Source organism: Nocardioides epinepheli, assembly GCF_037936805.1.
Lineage (GTDB): Bacteria > Actinomycetota > Actinomycetes > Propionibacteriales > Nocardioidaceae > Nocardioides.
Genome location: NZ_JBBMMC010000010.1, coordinates 1 through 25,609 on the forward strand (window position 1 = coordinate 1; position 25,609 = coordinate 25,609).

At 70.8% G+C, this 25,609-nt stretch carries 22 protein-coding genes and 1 tRNA gene; 13 read left to right on the plus strand and 10 right to left on the minus strand.

The window, feature by feature from the left end; translation table 11 throughout:
• Window positions 1-203 precede the first annotated feature (203 nt).
• Window positions 204-277, minus strand: a tRNA-Arg gene (locus tag WMR31_RS14360).
• 71 nt (window positions 278-348) lie between these two features.
• Complete coding sequence (locus WMR31_RS14365; RefSeq protein WP_340539543.1) at window positions 349-1,791, minus strand: aminopeptidase P family protein; 1,443 nt, start codon at window positions 1,789-1,791, stop codon at window positions 349-351.
• Window positions 1,792-1,941: 150 nt separating this feature from the next.
• On the opposite strand from WMR31_RS14365, the gene WMR31_RS14370 reads away from it, so the two are divergent.
• The 6 genes from WMR31_RS14370 to ettA all read left to right on the plus strand — a co-directional run bounded on the left by WMR31_RS14370 (window position 1,942) and on the right by ettA (window position 9,782).
• Window positions 1,942-3,063: a PrsW family intramembrane metalloprotease gene (locus tag WMR31_RS14370; RefSeq protein WP_340539544.1), complete on the plus strand. Its 1,122-nt coding sequence runs from the start codon at window positions 1,942-1,944 to the stop codon at window positions 3,061-3,063.
• Window positions 3,060-4,892, plus strand: coding sequence for a dynamin family protein (locus WMR31_RS14375; RefSeq protein ID WP_340539545.1), 1,833 nt, complete (start codon window positions 3,060-3,062; stop codon window positions 4,890-4,892). The genes WMR31_RS14370 and WMR31_RS14375 overlap by 4 nt, the downstream gene beginning before the upstream one ends.
• Window positions 4,889-6,541 (plus strand): GTPase, encoded by a 1,653-nt coding sequence (locus WMR31_RS14380; protein ID WP_340539546.1) that lies wholly within the window; start codon window positions 4,889-4,891, stop codon window positions 6,539-6,541. Before WMR31_RS14375 ends, WMR31_RS14380 begins: the two co-directional genes overlap by 4 nt.
• A 141-nt stretch (window positions 6,542-6,682) precedes the next feature.
• Window positions 6,683-7,120 carry a single-stranded DNA-binding protein gene (gene ssb, locus WMR31_RS14385; protein ID WP_340539547.1) on the plus strand — a complete coding sequence of 146 codons (438 nt, stop codon included), beginning with the start codon at window positions 6,683-6,685 and terminating at the stop codon, window positions 7,118-7,120.
• 253 nt (window positions 7,121-7,373) lie between these two features.
• The gene (locus tag WMR31_RS14390; protein WP_340539548.1) at window positions 7,374-8,063 is read left to right on the plus strand and encodes a TIGR02569 family protein; all 690 of its coding nucleotides are present in this window, start codon (window positions 7,374-7,376) and stop codon (window positions 8,061-8,063) included.
• A gap of 36 nt (window positions 8,064-8,099) precedes the next feature.
• Window positions 8,100-9,782: an energy-dependent translational throttle protein EttA gene (gene ettA / locus WMR31_RS14395; protein WP_340539549.1), complete on the plus strand. Its 1,683-nt coding sequence runs from the start codon at window positions 8,100-8,102 to the stop codon at window positions 9,780-9,782.
• Window positions 9,783-10,212: 430 nt separating this feature from the next.
• Here the strand turns inward: ettA and WMR31_RS14400 are convergent, their stop codons facing one another.
• On the minus strand, window positions 10,213-10,719 hold the full coding sequence (locus WMR31_RS14400; protein WP_340539550.1) for a MarR family winged helix-turn-helix transcriptional regulator: 507 nt from the start codon (window positions 10,717-10,719) through the stop codon (window positions 10,213-10,215).
• A gap of 60 nt (window positions 10,720-10,779) precedes the next feature.
• Window positions 10,780-11,994 carry an acetyl-CoA C-acetyltransferase gene (locus WMR31_RS14405; protein ID WP_340539551.1) on the minus strand — a complete coding sequence of 405 codons (1,215 nt, stop codon included), beginning with the start codon at window positions 11,992-11,994 and terminating at the stop codon, window positions 10,780-10,782.
• A 116-nt stretch (window positions 11,995-12,110) separates the two neighbouring features.
• Between WMR31_RS14405 and WMR31_RS14410 the strand changes: the two genes are divergently transcribed.
• Both WMR31_RS14410 and WMR31_RS14415 read left to right on the plus strand, forming a co-directional pair.
• Entirely contained in the window at window positions 12,111-13,634 is a 1,524-nt protein-coding gene (locus WMR31_RS14410; RefSeq protein WP_340539552.1) for a sulfatase-like hydrolase/transferase, read from the plus strand.
• A 42-nt stretch (window positions 13,635-13,676) separates the two neighbouring features.
• Complete coding sequence (locus WMR31_RS14415) at window positions 13,677-14,546, plus strand: acyl-CoA thioesterase (RefSeq protein WP_340539553.1); 870 nt, start codon at window positions 13,677-13,679, stop codon at window positions 14,544-14,546.
• Window positions 14,547-14,556: 10 nt separating this feature from the next.
• Here WMR31_RS14415 and WMR31_RS14420 read toward each other — a convergent pair whose 3' ends face one another.
• Window positions 14,557-14,973: a globin gene (locus WMR31_RS14420; RefSeq protein ID WP_340539554.1), complete on the minus strand. Its 417-nt coding sequence runs from the start codon at window positions 14,971-14,973 to the stop codon at window positions 14,557-14,559.
• Complete coding sequence (locus tag WMR31_RS14425; protein ID WP_340539555.1) at window positions 14,973-15,995, minus strand: mechanosensitive ion channel family protein; 1,023 nt, start codon at window positions 15,993-15,995, stop codon at window positions 14,973-14,975. Before WMR31_RS14425 ends, WMR31_RS14420 begins: the two co-directional genes overlap by 1 nt.
• A 64-nt stretch (window positions 15,996-16,059) precedes the next feature.
• Between WMR31_RS14425 and WMR31_RS14430 the strand changes: the two genes are divergently transcribed.
• Window positions 16,060-16,446, plus strand: coding sequence for a hypothetical protein (locus WMR31_RS14430; RefSeq protein ID WP_340539556.1), 387 nt, complete (start codon window positions 16,060-16,062; stop codon window positions 16,444-16,446).
• A complete protein-coding gene (locus WMR31_RS14435) occupies window positions 16,433-16,816 on the plus strand; it encodes a DUF5130 family protein (protein WP_340539557.1) in 384 nt (127 codons plus the stop codon). The genes WMR31_RS14430 and WMR31_RS14435 overlap by 14 nt, the downstream gene beginning before the upstream one ends.
• Window positions 16,817-16,936: 120 nt before the next feature.
• Here WMR31_RS14435 and WMR31_RS14440 read toward each other — a convergent pair whose 3' ends face one another.
• Window positions 16,937-17,377: a MarR family winged helix-turn-helix transcriptional regulator gene (locus tag WMR31_RS14440; RefSeq protein WP_340539558.1), complete on the minus strand. Its 441-nt coding sequence runs from the start codon at window positions 17,375-17,377 to the stop codon at window positions 16,937-16,939.
• A 106-nt stretch (window positions 17,378-17,483) separates the two neighbouring features.
• Between WMR31_RS14440 and WMR31_RS14445 the strand changes: the two genes are divergently transcribed.
• Entirely contained in the window at window positions 17,484-19,283 is a 1,800-nt protein-coding gene (locus tag WMR31_RS14445) for an ABC transporter ATP-binding protein (RefSeq protein WP_340539559.1), read from the plus strand.
• A 15-nt stretch (window positions 19,284-19,298) separates the two neighbouring features.
• On the opposite strand, the gene pepN is transcribed toward WMR31_RS14445, so the two are convergent.
• Complete coding sequence (gene pepN / locus WMR31_RS14450) at window positions 19,299-21,872, minus strand: aminopeptidase N (RefSeq protein WP_340539560.1); 2,574 nt, start codon at window positions 21,870-21,872, stop codon at window positions 19,299-19,301.
• A gap of 170 nt (window positions 21,873-22,042) precedes the next feature.
• On the opposite strand from pepN, the gene WMR31_RS14455 reads away from it, so the two are divergent.
• Window positions 22,043-23,671: a CHAP domain-containing protein gene (locus WMR31_RS14455; RefSeq protein WP_340539561.1), complete on the plus strand. Its 1,629-nt coding sequence runs from the start codon at window positions 22,043-22,045 to the stop codon at window positions 23,669-23,671.
• Between the two features lie 43 nt (window positions 23,672-23,714).
• Window positions 23,715-24,341 carry a mycothiol-dependent nitroreductase Rv2466c family protein gene (locus WMR31_RS14460; protein WP_445321634.1) on the plus strand — a complete coding sequence of 209 codons (627 nt, stop codon included), beginning with the start codon at window positions 23,715-23,717 and terminating at the stop codon, window positions 24,339-24,341.
• A gap of 47 nt (window positions 24,342-24,388) precedes the next feature.
• Here the strand turns inward: WMR31_RS14460 and WMR31_RS14465 are convergent, their stop codons facing one another.
• Both WMR31_RS14465 and WMR31_RS14470 read right to left on the minus strand, forming a co-directional pair.
• Window positions 24,389-24,982: a hypothetical protein gene (locus tag WMR31_RS14465; protein ID WP_340539562.1), complete on the minus strand. Its 594-nt coding sequence runs from the start codon at window positions 24,980-24,982 to the stop codon at window positions 24,389-24,391.
• A gap of 117 nt (window positions 24,983-25,099) precedes the next feature.
• Window positions 25,100-25,558 (minus strand): hypothetical protein, encoded by a 459-nt coding sequence (locus WMR31_RS14470; RefSeq protein WP_340539563.1) that lies wholly within the window; start codon window positions 25,556-25,558, stop codon window positions 25,100-25,102.
• Window positions 25,559-25,609: the final 51 nt, after the last annotated feature.

The following is a 25,609-nucleotide window of genomic DNA, read 5'->3' on the forward strand; positions in this document are numbered from 1 at the left end:
CATCCTGCTCGTCCACGACCTCGACGTCCGCGTCATCGACGCCGCCACCGGCGAGCTGCTCCGCGAGCTCGTCATCGCTCCCAACCGCGACTACCAACCCACCGGAGCACCCCGCGGACCCACCCGTACGACCCCGAAATGACCACTCCCGGACCTACAAGTTGTAGGTCCGGGAGTTTCCGATGTCCTGAGACATCACACGGTGCCCCCGGCAGGATTCGAACCTGCGACCGGCGGATTAGAAGGCCGCTGCTCTATCCAGCTGAGCTACGGAGGCGCAGCGATCAGGATAGGGCGCCGGACGCCGTGGTGCCCGGTCGCCCCGCGCCCGTCGCCGTCCGCCTCGGGTCAGCGGCGCTCGCGCTCCATCCAGGCCTCGACGTCGTCGGCGGCGCGGGGGAGCGAGGCGGAGAGGTTGCGCGGCTCGTCGTCGGTGACCACGAGGTCGTCCTCGATGCGGATTCCGATGCCGCGCAGTTCCTCGGGGACGAGCAGGTCGTCGTCCTGGAAGTACAGTCCGGGTTCGACGGTGAGCACCATGCCGGGCTCGAGGGTGGCGAACTTGTAGGCCTCGGGGGCGGCTTGGCCGCAGTCGTGGACGTCGAGGCCGAGCATGTGGCTGGTGCCGTGCAGGGTCCAGCGGCTGTAGACCTTCGAGTCCGGGTCGAGGGCCTCCTCGGCCGAGACGGGGAGCAGCCCCATCGACTCCAGCCCGTGCGCCAGCACGCTCATCGCGGCGTCGTGCGGTGCCGCGAACGCCAAGCCGGGGCGGCAGGCCGCGATCCCGGCGTTCTGCGCCTGCAGCACCAGCTCGTAGAGATCGCGCTGGAGCGGGGTGTAGCGGCCGTCGACCGGCAGGGTGCGGGTGACGTCGGCGGTGTAGAGACCGCGTCCCTCCACGCCCATGTCGAGCAGCACCATCGTGCCCGGCGTGATGGGGCCGTCGTTGTCGATCCAGTGCAGCGTGGTGGCGTGCGAGCCGCCGCCGACGATGGAGTCGTAGCCGATGTCGTTGCCCATCGCCCGGGCCCGCCGGAAGAAGGTGCCCTCGATCCACCGCTCGCCGAACTCCAGGACCCGGTTCCACTCGGCCACCGAGTCGCCGAAGCCGAGAGCGGTGATGTCGCAGGCCTCTTGGAGCTGCTCGATCTCCCAGTCGTCCTTGATCAGTCGCATCTCGGAGATGACGCGGGCGAAGTCGCCGTCGAGAGTGGCGTCGCCGGACACCTCGCGGTCGACCTCGGCGGAGACGCCGCGGTGCACGCGGGTCTTCCCGCTGCCGGCCAGCGCGGCGGGCAGCTCGTCGATGTGCCGCACCGGCAACCCGAGGGACGTCGACAGCTCGCGCAGCGAGGGACGCTTGCCGACCCACAGCTGGCCGTACTGGCGGTCGCGGAAGAACTCGTCGTTCTCCCGGCCCGAGCGGGGGCGGGCGTAGAGCACGGCCTCGCCGTCGTCGATCACCAACACGGCGTCGGAGGTCTGGTTGCCGGTGAAGTAGACGTGGGCGGTGTCGACCCGGAATCGGTAGTCGGTGTCGTTGGCGCGGACCTTGTAGCCACCGCCGGGGAGCACCAGCCGCTCGCCGGGGAACATCGCGGCCAACCGGGCGCGACGCTCGGCCGCGCGATCGGCTCCGGCCTGGAGCGGGAGGTCGACGTCGTGGTCGTCCCAGCCGGTGCGCATGAACGCGGAGTAGGCGGCGGGCACGGCCGGATCGTGGGACTCCACGGCGAGTCCGGTCGATTCCGCGGTGGAGACGTTCGAGGAGTCTGGGGTCTGATCGCTCACCCTTGGCACTCTACGTCGCGCGGCCCGTTGTGCCAGGTTGTGCCAGCGGTCACACCGTTGAGCCGAGGCGACCGGAGACCGGGGGCAGACCTCGGCCCGCAGTCTCCTGCCGGGCGCTGGACGCCGCCGCGCTGCCGATAGGGTTGCGCCATGCTCGGACGCCGCGACGACAGTCTCGCGTTCACGCTGGTCGTGGGCGCGACAGTGGTTCTGGGCGCCCTCACGATGCTCACCCTGCTCTCCCTGTCGGGCGCGCCCACGATCGCGCTGGTGGCGGTCGCGCTCGCCGCGTTGCCGGTGGTCCCGCTCGTGGCGTGCTTCGTCTGGCTCGATCGCTACGAGCCGGAGCCGACGCGCCTGCTGGTCAACGCCCTGCTGTGGGGCGCATGTGCCGCCACGGCGATCGCTGTCCTGGTCGACGGCGTCGGGGGGCTGTTCGGCCCGATCGCGCCCGACGTGTCGTTGGCCGTCGTGGCCCCGATCGCGGAGGAGTCGAGCAAGGCGCTGTTCCTCGTGCTGCTGCTGTGGTGGCGCCGTCGTGAGATCGACGGGGTCCTCGACGGCATCGTCTATGCCGGGCTGGTCGGCGTCGGGTTCGCGTTCACCGAGAACGTCCTCTACCTCACCGCCGCCTACGACGGCACCGACGGCTTGGGCCCGGGTGGCCTGGAGGGACTCACCTCCACCTTCCTCCTGCGCTGCCTCGTCGGACCGTTCGCGCACCCGCTGTTCACCGCATTCGCCGGGATCGGCATCGGTCTGGCCGTCACCTCCGGCCGCCGGTCGGTGCGGATGCTCGCCCCGATCGCCGGGTTCTCGCTCGCGGTGATCGCTCACGGCGTCTGGAACGCCTCCACGCTCCTGGGCCGCGCGGAGTTCGCCGGCGTGTACGCCGTCCTGATGGTCCCCGCGGTCCTCGCCATCGGCGCGCTGGCGCTGTGGGCGCGACGCGACGAGGCGCGGATGCTCACCGCCGGACTCGAGGAGGCCGCACGACGCGGCCTGATCCCCGCGACGGACATCGGCTGGGTGGTCGACCTGCGCGCCCGCAGGACGGCCCGGCAGCACGCAGCCCGGTGTGCGGGTCGCGAGGCGGCCCTGAGGATGGCGGAGTACCAGCAGGCTCTGATCGAGCTCGGCTTCCTTCACGACCGGCTGCTGCGCGGCACCGCCCCCGACGACTGGTCGGCCCGCGCCGCCGACCAGGTGGAGCGGATCCGTACGGTGCGCCCGCACGTCGCGTTTCCCGGACAGGTGGTCCCGACGGCATGACTTCCCCCCACACCCCCGGCGGTCCCACACCGCGGGCCTCGGTCGGCTCGCGTCCCGGTGGCTACGACACCAAGCGACGTCCTGCCGACGACGCCAAGATGCTCACCGCGTTGATCCGTCTGCGCCAGACCCTGGTGGCGATCGACCTGCCCTTCGACCAGCCCGACGTCGCCGAGCTGCGCGCCGCGCGACTGGAGATGATCGATCAGCTCGAGGACTACCTGATCCCGAGGCTGATGAGCTTCGAGGCGCCGATGCTCGCCGTGGTGGGGGGCTCCACCGGTGCCGGGAAGTCGACCTTGGTCAACTCCCTGGTCGGCAAGCGGGTCACCGCCTCGGGCGTGCTTCGACCCACGACCCGCTCGCCGGTGCTGGTGCATCACCCCCGCGACCGGCAGTGGTTCGGCCAGGACCGGCTGCTTCCCGACCTGGCCCGCGTGTACCACGCCACCGACAAGCCGACCTCGCTGCAGCTCGTGCCCTCCTCGAACGTGCCCCCCGGGGTCGCGATCCTCGATGCGCCCGACGTCGACTCCGTCGAGGAGCGCAATCGCACCCTCGCCGCCGAGCTGATGGCGGCCGCCGACCTCTGGGTGTTCGTCACCTCTGCCGCCCGGTACGCCGACCAGGTGCCCTGGGAGTTCCTGCGCAGCGCGGCCGACCGGTCGACGTCGGTGGCCATCGTGCTCGACCGCACCCCCGACGACGCCGCGCGGACCGTCGCGCCGCACCTGGCCCGGATGCTCGCCAGCCGCGGCCTGAAGGAGGCGCCCCTGTTCGTGGTGCCCGAGGGAAAGGTCGACGACGACGGCCTGCTGCCCGCCGACCACGTCGCCGACATCCGCACCTGGCTGCGCTCGCTCGCCGCCGACGTCGACGCGCGAAGCGCCCTGGTGCGGCGCACCCTCGACGGCGCGGTCCGGGCGATCACCCATCGCTGCTACCCGATCGCCGATGCCAGTGCGGCCCAGGCCGTCATCGCGGTGGAGTTGGCCAGCGAGGCCGACGGCATCTACGACGCCACCATCGCCTCGACCACCGCAGCCACCGGCGACGGCAGCCTGATGCGCGGTGAGCTGCAGGCCAGATGGGACGAGTTCGTCGGCACCGGCGACCTGCTGCGCGCGATCGAGGCGCCACTCGCCGGCCTGCGCGGGCGGCTGGTGAACACGCTCAAAGGCAAGCCGCAGCAGGCCGAACAGGTCAGCGAGGCGGTGGAGCGCTCGCTCGAGGCCTTGCTGCTCGAACGAGCCGAGGACGCCGCCGCGCGCACCTTCGCGGCCTGGTCCGAGCACCCCTACGGTGCGACCCTCCTCGAGGGGGCCGCTGCCCGCGACGCCGGCCTCTCCCGCGCCGCGACCACGCTGCGCGACCGGGCAGCGCAGCTGGCTCGTGACTGGCACGAGGAGGTCGTGGGGCTGCTGCGCGACGAGGGCACCGACAAGCGCACCTCGGCGCGCTACCTCGCCTTCGGGGTCGGTGGACTCTCGGTCGCTCTCGAGATCGAGGTGTTCACCCGGAACGCCGGGGCGCCGCCGTCGGCCGGCCGCGCGCTGCTCGACGCCGTGTTCGGGCAGGAGGCCGTCTCCTCGATGATCGAGCGGACCGGCCGGAGTCTCGAACGCCGGCTCAGCGCCGCGCTCAACGACGAGCGAGCCAGGTTCGTCTCGCTCATCGACGGCCTCGTGCTCGAGCCCGACGCGGCCGAGCAGCTGCGCAACGCCGCGCGTCGCGTCGACGACCTGCGTTTCCAGGCCGCGAAGTCCGACACACGTGACGCTGGAGGCCCTGGCGAAGCCGCGGGCCGAGCACCAGGAGAAGCTCAGTGACATCCGTTCTCGATGAGGCCCGTCAGATCGCGACCCAGGGCTCGGACACCGGCGCCCGCATCGAGGCGCTGGAGGCGGCGGCGAAGGCGGCGCGCGGTCGTCTCGATGACACCGTGGTCGACGACGCCGCTGCGACCGCCGCTCGTGCCGCGGGCAGGCTGCGGCTCTCGGCCGATCACACCGTCGTCGCGATCGCCGGGGCGACAGGGTCGGGGAAGTCCTCCACGTTCAACGCCTTGACCGGGATCGAGCTCTCCTCCACCGGCGTGCGGCGTCCCACCACCTCGTGGGCGACCGCCTGCGTGTGGGGCCGGGCCGGCGCCGCCGAGCTCCTCGAGTGGCTGGGCATCGCGCCGCGTCACCAGACGATGCGCGACTCCATGCTCGACGTCGGCAAGGCCGACCGCGACCTCGACGGCGTGGTCCTGATGGACCTGCCCGACCACGACTCCACCGAGGTCGCCCACCACCTCGAGGTCGATCGGCTCGTCGAGCTGGCCGACCTCCTGGTGTGGGTGCTCGACCCGCAGAAGTACGCCGACGCCGCCATCCACGACCGCTACCTCGCGCCGCTGAAGAGCCACGCGGGGGTCATGGTCGTCGTGCTCAACCACATCGACACCATCCCCGAGTCCGGCCGCCAGGCGATGGTCGACGACGTCCGCCGCCTGCTCGACCTCGACGGCCTCGAGTCGGTTCCGATCTATCCGATCAGCGCGCGCGAGGACATCGGGGTCGACGAGCTGCGCGCGGAGATCGCCTCCCGGGTCGCGGCCAAGCGGCTCACCGTGGAGCGGATCGACGCCGACCTGCAGGCCGCCGCCGAAAGACTGCGCGCGGCGTCGGGTGACGCGCCGGCTCGCACGCTCGACCCCGCCCGCGTGGCGGCGTTCGAGGACGCGCTGGCCGCCGCGGCGGGCGTGCCGACGGTGGTCGACCTCGTCGAGCGGTCCACCCTCGCCGCCACCTCGCGGGCCACGGCCTGGCCACCGCTCGCGCTGCTATCGCGCCGCGACTCCGACCCGCTGGCCCGGCTCGACCTCGAGATCGAGGGCGACGCCGCGGCCCGGCTCTCGGGCGCCCCGAGAGACGGCAGCGAGATCGCCGCCGCGCCGGTCCACCGTGCCCGGGTCGACGCCGAGGCCCGCGCTCTTGCCGACTCCGCAGCGTCGCGCCTGACGCCGCCGTGGGTCGCGGCACTGCAGCGTGCGGCGACCTCGCGGCTGTCCGAGGCCGGAGACCGACTCGACGGCGCGCTCGCCGACGTCGACCTCGGCGCCGGACGGGTCCCGGGTTGGGCGCGCACGCTCCGGGTCGTGCAATGGCTGCTGCTCCTGGCCGCGCTGGCGGGTGCGGTCTGGACCGTGGTCCTCGCGATCGGCGGGACGCTCGCCGACGCCCCGGCCGTGGCCGGAGCGCCCGTACCGGTGATCCTGCTCGTCGCGGGCCTGGTGCTCGGCATCCTGCTCGCGATCGTCGGTCGCTCCCGTGCGCGCACGGCCGCCCGCGAGCGCGGCGAGGCCGCCGACCGCCGGCTGCGTGGCGCCGTCCACGAGGTCGCGAACGAGTACGTCGTCGCGCCGGTCGCCGCGGAGCTCGATGACTACGCCACGCTCCGTTCCCGCCTGGACCAGGTGCTGCAGGGCTGAGCCGCGTCGTCCACAGGGCGACGGTCCGCGCACTTATCCACAAGCCGTCCCGCGCCGACGGCACCGCTTCTCGAGATCGCCTGTACTCGTCTCGGGCATCCCGGCCGTGGGTGCCGACCTCAGGTGCGAAGGAGCGAGACGATGTCCAACGAGACGGTGGTGACCCTCCAGGGATGGGTCGGCGGCGATGTGGTGCTGCGCCAGGCCGGGGAGGTGTCGGTGACCAGCTTCCGGGTCGCCTGCACGCCGCGCCGGCTCTCCCGGCGCACGGGGGAGTGGGGCGATGCGCCGACCCAGTGGTACACCGTCAACGCCTGGCGCGCCCTGGCCGAGCACTGCGCCGACTCCCTTCGGCGCGGGGACCCGGTGCTCGTCACCGGGCGGGTCAACATGCGGCCCTACGTCACCAAGGCCGGTGCCGAGGCGATCGACGTCGAGGTCGACGCCTACTGCGTGGGCCACGACCTCACGCGCGGGACCACGTGCTTCACCCGGATGTCGCGGGCCGAGCCGAGCCCCGACACGAGTGCCGAGACGAGCGCCGAGACGACGGGCGAGCAGCGGGAGCCGGCGGCCTGAGCCCGACCCCAGGCTGAGGTACCGTCGCCGGCGTGGAAGCCGAGGCGCCCGGCGATGGCGATTCCGCGGCCTCGATCCGACTGTTCGACGAGGCCGACTGGGACTGGCGTCGCAACGGCCCGACCCGCCGGGCGATCGACGCGTACGGCGTCGCCTCCGATTCCCTCCGGCGGCTGCCGGGTGGCGCCGGGCACGTGTGGACAGACGAGCGAGTGGTGCTCAAGCCGGTGGGGTTCACGCCCGAGCACGACTGGTGTGCGAGGTCTACGCCGAGTGGAGCTGTGACGACGTCCGGGTCCCGGAGCCGGTGGAGCCGCACGGCACGACGCACACGCACTGGTCCGCAGACGGGTGGGGAGCGCACGTCTTCGTGCCCGGTCGCGATCTCGACCTGACGCGCGAGCTGGAACGGGTCAGGGAGGCCGGCGATGCCTTCCACCGAGCCGTCGGCCACCTGCCCCGGCCGCCCTGGATCGATGATCGCGACGATCCGTGGGCCTACGGCGACCGGCTGGCGTGGGAGGGTGCCGAGCCGCAGGGCGACGTCGCGACCGCCGACCTCATCAATCGGCTCCGGGCCGCGTTGGAGCCGGTGACCGAGCCGGGGCAGGTGATCCACGGCGACCTCCTGCCGAACGTGCTCGTCGACGACGGTCGGCCGCCGGCGGTCATCGACTGGCCGCCGTACGTCCGACCGGCCGGGTTCGCCAGTGCGATCGCGGTGACCGACGCCGTCACCTTCCGAGGGGCCCCGACCGCCCTGCTCGAGGAGTGGGCGACCGGCGCGGACTGGAACCAGCTGCTGATCCGGGCCCTGCTCTATCGCCTCGGGCCCACGGCCGTCTTCGCCGCTCGAAACCGGCTGATGGGCAGTCTGGTGACCCACCTCGAGCGCGTGCGGCCCGTGGCGGAGGTCGTGCTGGCTCGCGCCGGAGGCGGGTGAGCGAGCCGTATTGGACGGGCACTAGGCTCGCCGATTATGGCTGACTATGTCTTCACGCTGCGCAACGTGCGCAAGGCCCACGGCGACAAGGTCGTTCTCGACAACGTCACCCTCTCCTTCCTCCACGGCGCCAAGATCGGCGTCGTCGGCCCGAACGGCACCGGCAAGTCCTCGCTGCTGCGGATCATGGCGGGGCTCGACCACGCCAACAACGGCGACGCGATCCTCGACCCCGAGGCCACCGTCGGCATGCTCCAGCAGGAGCCGCCGCTGACCGAGGGCAAGACCGTGCTCGAGAACGTCGAGGAGGCCGTCGGGCCGATCCTGGCCAAGAAGCGGCGCTACGACGAGATCTCCGAGGCGATGGCCGACCCCGACGCCGACTTCGACAAGCTCCTCGCCGAGATGGGCGAGCTCCAGGAGGAGCTCGACGCGGCGAACGTGTGGGACCTCGACAGCCGCCTCGACCAGGCGATGGACGCGCTGCGCTGCCCGCCGCCCGACGCCCTGGTCGACAACCTGTCCGGTGGTGAGCGGCGCCGGGTCGCGCTGTGCAAGTTGCTCCTGCAGCAGCCCGACCTGCTGCTGCTCGACGAGCCCACCAACCACCTCGACGCCGAGTCGGTGCAGTGGCTGGAGGGCCACTTGGCCAACTACCCGGGCGCCGTCTTGGCGATCACCCACGACCGGTACTTCCTCGACAACGTCGCGCAGTGGATCCTCGAGCTCGACCGCGGCAAGACCCACCCCTACGAGGGCAACTACTCCACCTACCTGGAGACCAAGAAGGAGCGCCTGAAGATCGAGGGGCAGAAGGACGCCAAGCGCGCCAAGATGCTCGAGAAGGAGCTGGAGTGGGTGCGCTCGAACGCCAAGGCCCGCCAGACCAAGAGCCGCTCGCGACTCGCGCGCTATGAGGAGATGGCCGCGGAGGCCGACCGCGCCCGCAAGATCGACACCTCCGAGATCAACATCCCGGCCGGCCCGCGGCTCGGCGACGTCGTCCTCGAGGCCCAGCACCTCACCAAGGGCTTCGACGGCCGCACCCTGATCGACGACCTCACCTTCACCCTGCCGCGCGCCGGCATCGTGGGCGTCATCGGTCCCAACGGCGTCGGCAAGACGACCTTGTTCCGGATGATCACCGGCACCGAGGAGCCCGACGACGGCGCCCTCAACGTCGGCCAGACGGTCAAGCTCTCCTACGTCGACCAGAGCCGCGGTGGCATCGACCCGAACAAGAACGTGTGGGAGGTCGTCTCCGACGGACTCGACTTCATCAAGGTCGCCAACTTCGAGATGAACTCCCGCGCCTACGTCGCCTCGTTCGGGTTCAAGGGGCCCGACCAGCAGAAGAAGGCCGGCGTGCTGTCCGGCGGTGAGCGCAACCGCCTCAACCTGGCCCTCACCTTGAAGATGGGCGGGAACCTGCTGCTGCTCGACGAGCCCACCAACGACCTCGACGTCGAGACCCTCTCCTCGCTCGAGGACGCCCTGCTGGACTTCCCGGGCTGTGCGGTGGTCACCTCGCACGACCGGTGGTTCCTCGACCGCGTCGCCACCCACATCCTCGCCTGGGAGGGCGATGAGGAGAACCCGGCGAAGTGGTTCTGGTTCGAGGGCAACTTCGCGGCCTACGAGGAGAACAAGATCGAGCGACTCGGCATCGAGGCCGCCCGCCCCCACCGCGTCACGCACCGCCGGCTCACTCGCGACTGAGTCCAACGCCTCCGCCGGAGGTTGATCAAGCGAGCGTCAGCGAGCGCCGACGAAACCCCGGGCGCCGACGCGCGGCCAGTCCGCCGGAGGTTGAGCAAGCGAGCGTCAGCGAGCGCCGACGAAACCCCGGGCGCCGACGCGCGGTCAGTCCGCCGGAGGTTGAGCAAGCGAGCGCCAGCGAGCGCCGACGAAACCCCGGCAACCCACCCCGCCAAGGTTCCCGAGGTCGGCTGCGAGGTTTCGTCTGCGCTGTCGGGCTCGTTCTCGCCCTCCAGCGAGCGCCGACGAAACCCCGGCTACCGGTGCTGCCAGCGTTGGCGAGGTCGGTTGCGAGGTTTCGTCGGCGCCGGTCGGGCTCGTTCCTCGCCCGTCCGTCTTGCTCACCCTCCGAGGCCGTGCGCGGGGCTCGCTCAATCTCCGGAGTGGAGGGTCAGTCGGTCTGGCGGATCTCCATGTCGGGGTGGCCGTCGACGAGGTGGTCGGCGACGGCGTTCATCACTCGCCCCAGGGCGGCGAAGTCGTCGGGGTCGGCCAGGTCGAGGATGTGGCTGCGCACGCTCTCCACGTGGGAGGGGGCGACGTTCTCCAGCAGGAGCCGGCCGCGGTCGGTCATCATGCAGACGACGCCGCGACCGTCCTCGGTGGAGCTGCAGCGCTGGACGAGCTTTGCATCCTCCATCCGCTTGACGGTGTGGGTGACCCGGCTGCGACTGTGGGCCAGGGATTGGGCCAGCTGGGCCATCCGCATCTGACCGTCCCGCTCGGAGAGGCGCATGAGGATCTCGTACTCCACGAGCGAGAGCCCGTGGTTCTGGCGTAGGTCGTCGTCGAGCTTGTCGAAGAGCAGGGTGGTGCCGAGCACGAGGGCGCGCCAGGAGAGCTGCTCGTCCTTGTCGAGCCAGCGCGGTTCAGGTCGGGTGGGGAAGCGTGATGCCACGCCACGATTCTAGTTGTCGCGACACGCCGGTGTGGATGCTTTGCGCGCGTCGGACGCAGGTCACAGACGCTCGAGGATCAAGGCCATGCCCTGACCGCCGCCGACGCACATGGTGATCAGGCCGGTGGTCTTGTCGTGCCAGTCGAGGCTGTTGAGCATCGTGTTCTGCAGGCGAGCGCCGGTCATCCCGAACGGGTGCCCGACGGCGATCGCCCCGCCGTTGACGTTGAGGCGGTCCAGGTCGATCCCGAGGTCCTGGTAGGACGGCACCACCTGCGCGGCGAACGCCTCGTTGATCTCGACCAGGTCGATGTCGCCGATGCTCATCCCGGCGTGGGCGAGTGCACGCCGGCTTGCCTCGACCGGGCCCAGCCCCATGATCTCGGGGGAGAGACCGCTCACGCCGGTGGACACGATGCAGGCCAGTGGGGTCAGGCCGAGCTCGGCGGCCTTGGTGTCGGACATGATCACCACGGCCGCGGCCCCGTCGTTGAGCGGGCAGCAGTTAGCGGCGGTGACCACGCCGTCGGGCCGGAAGACCGGTTGGAGCTGGGAGGCGGCCTCGTAGGTCACCCCGGCGCGCGGCCCGTCGTCGGCGGTGACGACGGTGCCGTCGGGTGCGGTGACCGGCGTGATCTCACGTGCCCAGAAGCCGTCGTTGATCGCCTTCTCGGCGAGGTTCTGCGAGCGGACGCCGAACTCGTCGAGCTCGCGTCGGGACAGGCCACGCATCCGGGCGACGTTCTCGGCCGTGTGGCCCATCGCGATGTAGGCGTCGGGAAGATCGCCGTCCTCGCGCGGGTCGTGCCAGTCCTGGCCGCCCTCGGCCATGCGGGCGGTCCGCGCCTCGGCGTCGGCGAAGCGCGGGTTCTGGGTGTCTGGCCAGTGATCGGAGGTGCCCTTGGCGAACCGCGACACCATCTCGACGCCGGCCGAGATGATCACGTCGGCCTCGCCGGCCTTGATGGCATGGAAGCCCATGCGGGTGGTCTGGACCGAGGAGGCGCAATAGCGCGTGACCGTGGCGCCGGGGACCTGGTCCATGTCGTTGAGCACGTTCACGATCCGGCCCATGTTGTTGCCCTGCTCGCCGCCCGGCAGGCCGCACCCCAGATAGAGGTCGTCGACGGTCTGCGGGTCCAGCTCCGGCACCTTGTCGAGCGCGGCCCGCACGATGGTGGCGGTGAGGTCGTCGGGCCGGAAGTCCTTGAGCGATCCCTTGTTCGCGCGCCCGATCGGAGACCTGGTCGCGGAGACGATGACGGCTTCGGGCATGCGAGGCTCCGATTTCTTCGAGGGTTCGGCGAGCTGTGCCTGCAGCGTAATGGGCGCCGTGCTTGACTTCTCCCGGCCGATGCGGGCCGAGACGATCCGAGAACGACGGGGGCGGAGTGAACGCGCGAGGTTGGTCCCTGCCCGCCGCCGGTCTCCTTGCCGCCCTGGTGCTGGCGACGGCGGCGACCGGCGTGCCGAGCAATGCCGGCCCGCCCGCGCAGGTCCCCCACGTGGGAGCAGTGGAGCCCGCGGCCGAGGCGACGGCGCTGCGCAACGCGATCGTGCTCGTCGTCGACGACATGGGCGACTTCGCCTGCGCCGACGCCGCCGAGTTCCTTCCCCGCAGCAGCGCCTGGTTGAGCGAGCGCGGCACCTGCTACGAGCGGGCGACGACCGCGACACCGGTGTGCTGCCCCGCGCGGGCCCAGATCCAGACCGGCCAGCTGCCCCACAACAACGGCGTGCGCTCCCAGGCCTCGGCGCGGGCGTTCCACGGCCGCGACACCGTGCAGTTCGACCTGAGCCGTGCCGGCATCCGCACCTATGGCACCGGGAAGAACCTCAGCGGGGTCGACGTCGCCGACTACTACGGTCCTGGCGCGATCGAGACCGGGTTCGACGACTTCGACTTCTGGTCCTCGTTCGCCAGCGCGCCCGGCAGCTTCTCCCTCTACGACGACCGCGGCCGTCCCTATCGGCCGACCGACGGACTGACCTCCACCGAGACCACCGGCCGATTCCTCGCCCAGCGCCTCGACGCCCACCTCGCAGCGGGAGACCGCTTCTTCCTCTACGGTGCGTTCTTCGCGCCCCACAAGCAGGGCACCGGCATGGGGACCGCTGACCTGCCCGAGCCGAGCCCCGCGCACGCCGAGGACCCGGTACCGCCGTTCGAGTGGCTCGCCGAGCCGGACGCCAAGGACAAGATGGCGCGCTTCGCCTACCCGCCGCGCCAGCCCCGGTCGTACTACGAGGAGCTCTGGGCGGCACGAATCCGGTCGATGTACGACGTCGACGACCAGGTCGCCGCCCTCTTCGGCCGCCTCGAGCAGGCCGGCGCGCTCCAGGAGACCGCCGTGATCTTCGTGAGCGACAACGGCTACGCCGACCGCGGACAGTCGAACTGGGAGGGCAAGTCGACGCCCTATCCGTCCTCCACCGACATCCCGATGCTGGCCTACCTGCCTGGCGAGCAGCCGGGTGTCTCCACCGCGCCGGTGGGGCTCATCGACGTCGCCCCCACCGTCTACGACGTGCTCGGGGTGGAGCCGGAGCACGTGGTCGACGGGCGCTCGCTGCTGAGCGCGCAGCGGCGCGAGGATGAGTTCTTCGAGTTCGCCAAGGACGACAGCGATATCGCGATCGGCGAGTCGGGAGTGGCGGCCTCCAGGCTCCCGTCGTGGGCGATGGTGAAGCACGACGGTGCCGCCTACGTGGAGTTCTACCGTCCCGACCGGAGCCTGCTGCGGCGCGAGTACTACGCCGGCGACGATCCCGAGATGACCCGGAACCTGCTCTACCGAGGCGATCACCACCCCTCGCCCGCCCCGGAGATCCTGCGTGACCTGCAAGACCGGATCCGGCGCTATGCGGCCTGCGCCGGCACGGCCGAGACCGGCAGCCTGCGTCCCTGTCCCTGAACGACCTGTCTGGCCGGGCGCGGAGCAGGGCAGACTGACCAGGTGCGTCACCGATACGAGTGTCCGATGCGCTGGGCCGACCTCGACGTGCTCGGCCACGTCAACAACGTCGTCTACGTCGACTACCTCCAAGAGGCCCGGGTCGACCTGATGCGGGCGCTCTTCCCGGCCCCGGCCGGCGTCGAGGACGACCTGGCCGACGGTGTCGTGGTCGTGCGGCACGAGGTGACCTACCTGGCCGAGCTGCATCTGGGCGTCGCGCCGCTGAGCATCGAGTGCTGGGTGACCGAGGTGCGTGCGGCGTCGTTCACGATGGCCTATGAGGTCTTCCACGAGCTGCCCGACGGCGAACGCCGCGTATACCTCCGGGCCACCACGCTCCTGACCCCGTACGTCTTCGCCACCGAGCGCCCGCGGCGACTCACCAGTGCCGAGCGGGACGCCCTGGCGCCCTACGTCGAACCGCCGGTCTCACCGAAGGCTGCGCCGATCCCCGCGCTGGACTGGGCCGGTGCCGGTCACTATCCGCTGCAGGTGCGCTTCTCCGACGTCGACGTGTACCGCCACGTCAACAACGTGAAGTACTTCGAGTACTTCCAGGAGTCACGAGTACGCCTGCTCGATGAGCTGGCGCGCGCCTCCGGCGAGGACCAGCGGCCCTCGGTCGTGGTCGTCCAGACCGACGTCGACTACCGCCGCCCGATCCTGTTGCGAGCCGAGCCGTACGACGTGTGGTCGAAGATCACCCGGGTCGGTGACCGCTCGTTCACCGTGGAGTCGGAGATCGCCGACGGTGAGACGGTGCTGGCGCGGGCCAGGGTGACCCTGGTGCTGTTCGACACCGCTACCGGGCGCTCGATCGAGCCGAGCCACCGGCTGCGCCGGGCCCTGGAAGACGCGAGCGCCGGATGAGTGCCCCGGCTCAGTCGAGGGTGTTGACCATGAACTGGGCCGCGTGGGTGACGTAGTCCCAGAACTTGGCGTCCTGCTCGGGCGTCAGCTCCGCGGCGTCCAGGCCGTCACGGAAGTGGTGGAGCCAGCGGTCCTTGGCGGCGGGCGTGACCGCGAAGGGAGCGTGCCGCATCCGCAGGCGCGGGTGGCCGCGAGTGTCGGAGTAGGTGGTCGGACCGCCCCAGTACTGGACGAGGAACAGCCGGAACCGCTCCTCGGCCGGCCCGAGGTCCTCCTCTGGGTACATCGGACGCAGCAGCTCGTCGGTCGCGACGCCCTCGTAGAACCGATGCACGATGGTCGAGATCGTGTCGTATCCGCCGATCTCCTCATAGAACGTCACTCCACCATTGTCGGGTTCGATGGTGACGTCGTGGACCGGGGGCATCAGGTCTCCTGGGACTTGGTGGGTGGCGGCGACTCGCCGGACTCTTGTGGTTCCGCAGGCGCCGGATCGGGGGGAGTGGAGTCGCGGTGGTTCCACACCACGCGCTGCGGCAGCGGGATGACGATGCCCTCGTAGTCGAACCGGTTCTTGATCCGCAGGCGCATCTCGCGCGCCACGACCCACTGCTCACCGGGCGTGGTCTTGAGCACGACGCGGACCACGACGCCGTCGACCCCGAGTTGCTGGACCCCCCAGACCGACGGCTCCTCGATCACCTGACCCTTGTAGTCCTCGTCCTCCCAGAGATCGTGGGCGACCTCGCCGAGGACTCGGCGCACCCGCGCGAGATCCTCGTTGTAGGAGACGGTCACGTCCAGCACCGTGCGCGCCCAGTTCTGGCTCTGGTTCCCCACCCGAAGGATCTGGCCGTTCGGCACGTACCAGACCGTCCCGTTGACATCGCGCAGTCGCGTCATCCGCAAGGTGACCGCCTCGACCGTCCCGACCGCCTCGCCGAGGTCGACGTCGTCACCGACGCCGAACTGGTCCTCGATGATCATGAACGCGCCGGAGAGGAAGTCCTTCACCAGCGACTGGGCGCCGAAGCCCAGGGCGATGCCGACGATGCCTGCGCTGGCGATGATCGGCGCGATGTCGATGCCCACCTCGCTGAGCATCATCGTGGCGAAGACGGCGACCACGAGCCCGGTGACGATGCTCTTGAGCAGACTGCCCATGGCTTCGGCGCGTTGCCGGCGACGCTCGCTGACGCCGAGACTGACCCGGTCGGGGAGCATGCCGTGCACCGCCCGGCCCACGATCCGGTTGATCACCCGGTGCGCGACCCAACGGATCGCCAGCGCCAGCAGGAGGAGGCCGATCAGCACCAGAGGCTTGCCGATGAAGATGTCTGAGTAGCGGGCGAGCGTGTCGCTCCCCGTCTTGTCGAAGACGGTCTCGCAGATGTCCTCGCCGTCGGCACACGGGTTGACCGCCAGCGGAACGAGATCGAATGCGGGCATGGGGCCATGCATAACAGGTACGCCGGTCTCCTTCGAGTTCTACGGCGACGATAGGCTACGCCTCGTGACTGGGACCGTGACGAACCACCCCGCCCGGCGCCGTACCCGGCGTCCAGGAGCGCGCCGCCTCCTCACCGTCGCCGGTGGTGCTGCCGCGCTGCTGGCCCTCTCCACCGGCGTCGCCTCGGCCGACGTGGCCGAGGGCTGGCCCGACAACCCGCCGGTGACCACCGCTCACGTCCTGTGGCTGATGGTGGGCGTTCCCGTGGGACTCTTCCTAGTGATCGGGCTGCTCGCCCTCCTGCCCTCGCTCGTCCGCGGGGAGCGGCTGACCCCGGGTGCGCAGGGGGCCGAGGACCAGTGGCTCGGCGGACCCCGCAAGAGCCCCGACGAGCTCGCTGCTCCTGACACCGCCGAGTCGGATGCTGGAGGAGCCAGTGCCCGCTGGTGAGTATCTGAGCGCGGCCGACCGGTCCGCGCTCGACGTCGAGATGCGCAAGGCCGAGCAGGCCTCCCGGGCCGAGTTCTCGGTGTTCGTAGGCACCGCCCACGGCGATCCCCGTGACTTCGCCACCAGCCTGCACAACTCGATGGTCGCGCCGGCTCGCAGCATCTTGATCATGGTCGATCCAGCCGCGCACCACGTCGAGATCGTCACCGGCGGCTTCGTGCGTCGCACGCTCTCCGACGCGCAGGTCGAGCTCGCCGCCGCCACGATGGCGGCGTCCTTCGCCGAAGGCGACCTAGTCGGCGGTCTGCGCCACGGCATCCGCCAGCTCGGCGAGCACGCTCGGGCGCCGCGGACCCGGCACGCCGGCTGAGCACGTACGCGATCGTCTTCGAACGGGACCCTTCACGAACCGGCCCGTCACAAGCGCGCTCCGCTACGTGACGGATCCGCTACGTGACGGATCCGCTTCATAACGGAGCGCTGTCGTCGCCTAGTCGGCCACGAGCCGGCTCAGCAGTCCGACCAGTGCATCTCGCTCCACGTCGCTGAGGACGCCGAGCAGATCGTCCCCGGCCCGGCGACGGGCCGCGCCGATCCGACCGCGGACGCGCGCGCCCTCGGCAGTGAGCCGGATCAGTGTCGCGCGACGATCGGCCGGGTCGGCCTCGCGTCGCACCACCCCCCGCTGTTCGAGGGCATCGACCACCTCGGTGGCAGACCGCGGCGCGATCCGCAGGTGCTCGGCAAGTGACGAGAGTCGCAGCGGCTCGTGGCGCGCCACCACACCGAGCGCGCGGGCCTGGCTCGGAGTCACGTCGTCGTCGACCAGCCTCGCGGCGAACTCGTGCCTGAGCCGACGCGCCACCTGCATGAGCAGGTCGGTCGCATCCGGTGGCTCGGCTCGGTTCTCCTGATCGCCGTCGTGGGGCACGGGAACAGAGTAGCCACTACCGCTGTTCCCTCATGGTGAGGTAACCACAGTAAAGTGGACAGCGGCGCGGAGCAAGCGCCGGAGAGGGGGCCCCGTGGAGGACTCCATGCGTGGGCCGCGTTCGCGGCGGCCCGACCCTGCCGACCTGCGACAGCTGGCCGAGACCCCGGTGGACATGCGCCGAGTGGCGCGCCTGTTCGCGCCGTACCGCGGCCGGATCGCCGTCGTGGTCGCATTGATCGTGGCCAGCTCGGCGATCGGCCTGGCCCAGCCGTTCCTGGTCAAGCACGTGATCGACCACGCGCTGCCACGGCAGGACGTCGGGCTGCTGCTCGCCCTGGTGCTCGCGATGGTGGGCGTGGCCGTGGCCAGTGCGGTCATCGGCGTCGTCCAGACCTGGCTGTCGACCTTGATCGGCCAGCGCGTCATGCATCGGCTGCGCACCGACCTGTTCGCGCACCTGCAGCGTCAGTCGATCGCGTTCTTCACCCGCACCCGTGGGGGAGAGGTGCAGTCGAGGCTCACCAACGACATCAACGGCATGCAGAGCGTGGTGACCAGTACCGCGACCGCGGTCGCCTCCAACCTGACCGTCGTGGTCGGGACGGCGATCGCCATGGCCGCCCTGTCGTGGCGGCTCGCCCTCATCTCGCTGGTCGTCGTGCCGCCGGCGGTCTGGCTGATGCGCCAGGTGGCCCGGATGCGCCATGCGGTCACCGCACGCCGGCAGCGAGCGCTGGCCGACCTGCACGTGCAGGTCGAGGAGAGTCTCTCGGTCAGCGGCGCGCTGTTGACGCGCACCCTCGGCGCCGGCCCCGCCATGATCGACCGCTTCACGCGCCGCAGCACCGACCTGATCGACCTCGAGGTGCAGTCGCAGCTCGCCGGCCGGTGGCGGATGGCCACGATGAGCGTGCTCTTCGCCGCGATCCCGGCCGGCATCTATCTCGCCGCCGGCCTGCCCGCCACGGCCGGCGCGATGACGATCGGGACCCTGGTGGCCTTCACCGGACTCCAGGGCGCGCTGTTCCGACCGCTGATGGGTCTGCTCAACGTCGGCGTCTCGATCACAGCCTCGCGGGCCCTGTTCAGCCGGATCTTCGAGTACCTCGACCAACCGATCGAGGTGGTCGATCCGGCCACGGCCGTGCCGCTGGGCCAGCCCCGCGGCGAGATCGTCTTCGACGATGTCGGCTTCGCCTACGACGAGGTGCCCGTCCTCCACGGCGTCGACTTGCGGGTGCCCGCCGGATCGAGCCTCGCGCTCGTGGGGGCCACCGGAAGCGGCAAGAGCACGCTGGCCGGGCTGGTCGCTCGCCTGCACGACCCGACCTCGGGGCGGGTGACCCTCGACGGCGTCGACCTGCGCGACCTGGCGCTCGCCGACGTCGCCGCCACCGTCGGAGTGGTGACCCAGGAGACCTATCTGCTCCACGCCAGCATCGGTGAGAACCTGCGCCACGCTCGCCCCGACGCCACCGATGCCCAGATCGAGGAGGCCTGTCGCACAGCCCGCATCCACGACCTGATCGTGGCGCTGCCCGAGGGCTACGACACCGTGGTCGGCGCCCGCGGCCACCGCTTCTCCGGCGGCGAGAAGCAGCGGCTGGCCATCGCCCGGACCCTGCTGCGCGACCCTCGCGTCCTGGTGCTCGACGAGGCCACCAGCGCGTTGGACAACCAGACCGAGCGACTCGTCCAGGAGGCGATCGACGACGCCGCCCGCGGCCGCACCACGATCAGCATCGCCCACCGCCTCAGCACCGTGCGCGAGGCCGACCAGATCGCCGTGCTCGACGGCGGCCGGGTGGTCGAGCTCGGCAGCCACGAGGAGCTGCTGCTACTTGGTGGCCGGTACGCCGACCTGATCCGCGCCGGACTCGGCGCGGATCAGATCGCGGCGTGAGCTGAGCGCTTCGGCTCAGACCGAGTCGGCCTCCTGGGCAGCCAGTGCGCGGGCCACCTCGGCCCGCCCCTCGCGCACGTAGCGGACCGCGCCGGGGTTGGCGGTGGTGGTCTCCAAGAACGCGTCGACCCGCTCGAGCAGCTCGGGGGAGGCCAGCGGCTTGGGGAAGATGAACTCCAGGGCCACCGACCCGCGGTGGGCGCCGATGCGGTCCCAGGCTCCGTCGACGGACTCCAGGTACTTCTCCACGTAGGGAGCCAGGACCTCGTCCTGACCGGACCGCATGAACGAGTTGACGATGCTGCGTGCGGTCTCGTTCGGGGTCTTCGGGTCGTAGAGCGCAAGCTCCCACGCGGCGGCCTTCGCCTCCGCGGTCGGCATCGCCGCGCGTGCCGCGGCGGCGTGCTCCTGGCCGGAGATGGTCTGGTCGGCGGCCAGTGCCGCGTCGATCCGGGCGTCGTCGGCGCGGCCCCGTGCGGCGAGAGCGGTGAGCAGGCTCCACCGAGCGTCGTCGTCGACGACCAGTCCCTCGATCACCAGGGATCCGTCCAGGAGCGCCTCGAGGTCGGCGATCGCCTCCTCGCTGCGGGCGGCCGAGGCGTAGGAGCGGGCGAAGGTGAGCTGGGAGTCGCTGCCCGGCTCGGCCTGGTCGAGCAGCTTGCGCAGCCCGCGCTCCCAGCGGTGCTGGAGATCGGCGCGCTTGGCCGGCGCGGAGTAGGAGTTGACCGCCAGGGCCGCATAGGTCGGGATCCGGGTGACGCCCCAGGCATCGGTCTCGTTGCCGATGTTGCCCAGCACCAGGTCGACGTAGGCGGTCGCCGGGAGCTCGGCGTCGCGGGTCATGTCCCACGTGGCACCCCAGATGAGGGCGCGGGCCAGGGAGTCGTCGAGGTGCGAGAGGCCCTCGATCGCGGTGGCGAGCGAGCGCTCGTCGAGGCGGATCTTGGCGTAGGCCAGATCGCCGTCGTTGAGCAGGAGCAGGTCGGGCTGCCGCAGGCCGACGGCCTCCTTGATCTCGGTGGCCTCGCCCTCGACGTCGACCTCCAGATAGTCGCGACGGACCAGGCGGCGCTCGGAGTCGCCGGAGGTGCCGGGGACCCAGTCGTAGAGGCCGATGCCGAGCCGGTGACGCCGCAGCGTGGGGTGGTCGGGCGCCGCGCTCTGGCGGACCACGAGCCGGCTGTAGTTGCCGTCGTCGTCGAGCTCGAACTCCGGCGCCAGCGTGTTGACGCCGGCGGTCTGCAGCCACTCCTCGGCCCAGCTGCCGAGCTCGCGGCCCGAGGACCGCTCGAGCGCGCGGAGCAGATCGTCGAACTCGGTGTTGCCGAAGGCATGGTCCTGGAAGTACTGACGCAGTCCGTCGCGGAACGCATCGAGGCCGACCCACGCGACCAGCTGCTTGAGCACCGAGGCGCCCTTGGCGTAGGTGATCATGTCGAAGTTGACCTCGACGGCCTCGAGGTCGTGGTTGTCGGCGGCGATCGGGTGCGTGCTGGGGAGCTGGTCGGCGCGGTAGCCGGTCTGCTTGCGCGCGTTGGCGAAGCCGGTCCAGGCGTCGGTGAACTCGGTGGCCTCGGCCTCACACCAGTAGCAGGCCCACTCCGCGAACGACTCGTTGAGCCACAGGTCGTCCCACCACTTCATCGTGACCAGGTCGCCGAACCACATGTGAGCCATCTCGTGGGTGATCACCGAGCAGCGGAACTCGTAGAAGGAGCGCGGCTGTCGCGAGCGCGGCAGGTACTCGTCGCGCAGGGTCACGCAGCCGGCGTTCTCCATCGCCCCCATGTTGTATTCGGGGACGTAGAGCTGGTCGTACTTCTCGAACGGATAGGGGTAGCCGAACTCGCGCTCGAAGAACTCGAAGCTCTGCTTGGTGAGCTTGACCAGCTCGTCGCGGTCGAGGAACTCCACGAGCGACTGGCGGCAGTAGTGGCCCAGGGGGATCTCCCCGTGCTCGCCCTGGTAGGTGTCGAACACCGCGTGGTACTCGCCGGCGACCACCGCGGTGATGTAGGTCGACATCGGCTTGGTGGCGGGGAAGTCCCACCGCGCGACGCCGTCGCCGAGCGGCGTCGGCTCCGGCGTCGGGGCGTTGGAGACGACCTTCCAGTGATCGGGCGCGGTGACGTGGAAGGTGAAGGTGCTCTTGAGGTCGGGCTGCTCGAAGGTGGTGAACACGCGGCGCGCGTCGGGCACCTCGAACTGGGAGTAGAGGTAGACCCGTCCGTCGGCGGGGTCGAAGAAGCGGTGCAGGCCCTCGCCGGTGTTGGAGTAGGTGCAGTCGGCGCGGACGACGAGCAGGTTCTCCGCCTGGAGGTCCGGGAGCGGGATCCGGCTGTCGGCGTAGGTCGCGGGGTCGAGCTCGCGGCCGTTCAACGTGATCTCGTGGACGGTCGCGCCGACCAGGTCGGCGAAGGTCGAGGCGCCCGGATCGCTGTAGGTGAAGGCGATCTCGGTGGTCGAGCCGAAGGTCGGGATGTCGGGGTCGGGGGCGGTCGTCAGGTCCAGGTCGATGGAGTACGACGTCACATCCAGGAGAGCGGCACGGGTCGCGGCCTCGTCCCTGGTCAGGTTGGTTCCAGGCATGCGCGTCATCCTCGCACTCCGCCTGCCCTCGGGCCGACTCCACGGGGGCCTCCGGCGCAGCTCCGCAAAGAAACGACACGCCTGTCATTCAAGATGCTTGCAAATGTGACTCCTGTGAATTATGGGGTTTTTGTTGCGAAACGCACCTGATGTGCTTGACAGTGTTCCCCGTGTCTTCCCATCCGCGCTCGACTCGCCCTGCCCTGCTTGCCGCTCTGACCGCAGTCCTGGTGGCCTCACTCGCCCTCGTGGTGCCGCTCTCGGCACCATCGCCGGCCACGGCCACCTCGAAGTACCTGTGCACCGGCTACACCGGATGCGCCAACGCCGGGTACAGCGACGACGGCTACGGCAAGGCCAGCGGCAAGATGTACTGGCGGATGTACTCCGGCCACAACTGCACCAACTACGTCGCCTACCGGATGATCCGCGCCGGCATGTCGACCGAGCGGCCGTGGAGTGGCTCGGGCATGGCCTACAACTGGGGCTTCGCGCGCTCGGACATCACCGACACCACCCCGGCCGTCGGCGCGGTCGCCTGGTGGAACCGCGGCGTCGCCGGAGCCGGCTCGAGCGGTCACGTCGCGTACGTCGAGAAGGTCGTCTCGCCGACGGAGATCGTGATCTCCGAGGACTCGTGGAGCGGCGACTTCCACTGGCGCACGATCTACAAGGACGGCCCCGGCTGGCCGACCGGCTTCATCCACTTCATCGACCAGAAGAAGGTCTCGGTCGCCACCGCGCCGACCATCGTCGGGACGCCGCGAGTCGGCGTCGCGCTGCGCGGCACCTGGGCCTCCTTCACGCCGAAGGCCACCCACTCGCTGCAGTGGCTCCGCAATGGCACCCCGATTCCCGGTGCGACCACCAACAGCTACGTCCCGACCACCGCCGACGCCGGCGCCACCTTGACCTTCCGCGACACCGGCAGCCGGTCGGGGTACACCAGCGCGGTGGCCACCTCCGCGCCGTCGGCCCCGGTACAGGCCGGAGCCTTCGTGCGCACCAGGGCCGCCACGATCACCGGCGACCCGACGCTGGGCGGCACCCTGAGCGTCGTCTCGGGCGCCTGGTCGCCCGCGCCGGCCTCGGTCAACGTGCGGTGGTCCGCCGACGACGTCTACCTCTCCGGTCGCAACGGACCCACCCTGACGATGACCCGCGACCTGCTCGGCAAGACGATCAAGGCGGTCGAGGTCGCCCGCGGCTCCGGCCTGGCCACGGCCTACGGCACCGCGACGAACCGGGTCGGCCCGGTCGTGAAGGGCTCGATCGCCCTGTCGCGCCCGTTCGCTTCCGCCGGGACGCCGCGCAATGGCAGCGTGCTGAGCCTCTCCGGTGCCGCGTGGACGCCGCGTGATGCCACCGCGACCTACCAGTGGCTCCGCGACGGCGTCGTCGTGCCCGGTGCGGTGGCCGCGACCTATCCGCTCGGTGCCGCCGACGTCGGCCACACCATCGAGGCGCGCGCCACGGTCGCGAAGCCGGACTTCCGTCCGGCGACCCAGGCGGCGAGCTTCGGCCGGGTGACGACGCCCTCGACCCTCTCGGTCCGTGCGGCCGGCCGCAAGCGCGCCACGTTGGTCACCGTCCGGGTCAACGCCGAGGGCGCGGTGGCGACCGGGACCATCACGGTGACCGTGCGCAAGCGCCAGACGACGGTCGCTCTGGTCGACGGCGTCGCCACGGTCCGGATCGACAAGCTCCCGGCCGGGCAGCGCTGGGTCAAGGCCAACTACGCCGGCGACGGCGTCGTCGAGCGTTCGGTGGCAGGGTCGTGGACCACGGTCAAGCCGTGACGCGGGCGCCTGCGCGGCGGTCGAGGATGGTTGAATCCCGAAGGTGAGCACTCCCACCAACGCCGACTTCTGGTTCGACCCGCTGTGCCCGTTCGCCTGGATCACCTCGCGCTGGATGCTCGAGGTCGAGCAGGTCCGCGACGTCGAGGTCACCTGGCACATCATGAGCCTGGCCTACCTGAACCAGGACCGGGACATCTCCGACGACTACCGCGAGATGCTGGCCCCCGCGTGGGGTCCGGTCCGGGTGCTGATGGCCGCCGAGCAGCGCCACGGACGCGAGGTGCTGCTCCCGCTCTACACGGCGATGGGCAACCGGATCCACCTCGAGGGCCGCACGCTGCACGAGCAGCAGGACGGCGGGCGCGCCCTCGTCGCCGAGGCGCTGGCCGAGGCCGGGCTCGAGGCAGACCTGATCGAGGCGATCGACGACTCCTCCCTCGACGCCGCGATCGCGGCGAGCCACCACGAGGGCATGGACCAGGTCGGCGACGACGTCGGCACGCCCACCATCGCGATCGAGGGAGCGGCGTTCTTCGGGCCGGTGCTCTCCAAGATCCCGCGCGGCGAGCAGGCCGGGCAGCTGTGGGACGGCTGCGTCGCCGTGGCCAAGGTGCCGTACTTCTACGAGCTGAAGCGCTCTCGTACGGGCGAGCTCGACTTCAGCTGAGCCGATCCGGTCGACCGGGTCTTGCGATCCGGTCGACCCTGCCGCACTCACTGAGCGGCGTAGAAGTCCTTCACGAAGGTCTCGGCCAGGGCCCGGCTGGGCATGCCGGTCATGCTGATCACGCGGTCCTGGAGGCCGATGGCGCACTCGAACTGGACGCTGGCCACTCCCTGGTTCTTGGTGCAGGCCGAGTTCTCGATCGGGGAGAACGGGTCGCCGTAGACACCGGTGATGGACTCCAAGGGGCCGGGGCTGGAGATGACGGTGACGAAGAGGATTCCGTCCGGGCTGAGGTAGGTGCCGCCGTCCGGCGTCGATCCCGCCTTCTGCCAGGTGAAGCCGCCCAGCTCCGCCGGGAATCCGGTGAACGGCTTGAGGTCGGCGGTATCGGGCTGATCGGCCCCCGGGTCCTCGGACGGCGGATCGGACGGGACCGGCGGCTCCTCGGAGCCGGACTCGGCAGGCGGCTCGCTCGATGTCGACTCGCTGGCCGACTCGCTGGTCGACTCGCTGGTCGTGGTGTCGTCGCCGCCCCCCTCACTGCCCCCCTCACTGCTGCCGTCGTCGCCGCATCCGGTCAGGGCCATGATCGAGGCGACGGCGAGGGTCGCGGTCGCGCGGCGGAGGGTGCGTGTGGACATCGTCGGTCTCCTCGAGCAGGCGTCGTGGTGTCGGTGCCACCGTCGCACAGCGCCGTGCGCCGGGGGCTCGCCGCGACCCTTCCCACATGCTCCGGACTCATGCGCGGAGCCCCGGACTCACTGGGCGTCGTAGAACGCCTCGACGAACCTCGTCGCGTCGTCGCGATCGGGGAGGCCGGTGAAGATGATGGTGCGATCCCGGAAGGCGATCGCGCACTCGAACTGTGGTGCCAGGGCGCCGATCCGCTCGGTGCAGGCGGAGTTCTCGATCGGCGAGAACGGGTCCTCGTAGCCCTCGGCCGCGTCGGCGAGCGAGCCCGGGAAGGTCAGCGCCAGGACCGATCCGAGGCCGTCCGTCGCCTGGTAGGTGCCGCCGTCGGGTGTCGCGGCCTGTTCCTGCCATCGCAGCGTGCCGACCTCGGTGGGGAACTCGGTGAACGGCTTGAGGGAGGAGGTGTCGACGTCGGCCTCGCCGGACTCGTCGCCACCGCAGCCGCTCAGCGCCACGACCGTGGCGAGGAGCAGGCTCGGAACGAGACTCCGGACGAACTCGTGGGCGCGGCGAGCTGGGTGCATGCGAGTCACCTTCTGGTCACGTGCGAGCGGGCTGCTCGGGCATCGCGGGTG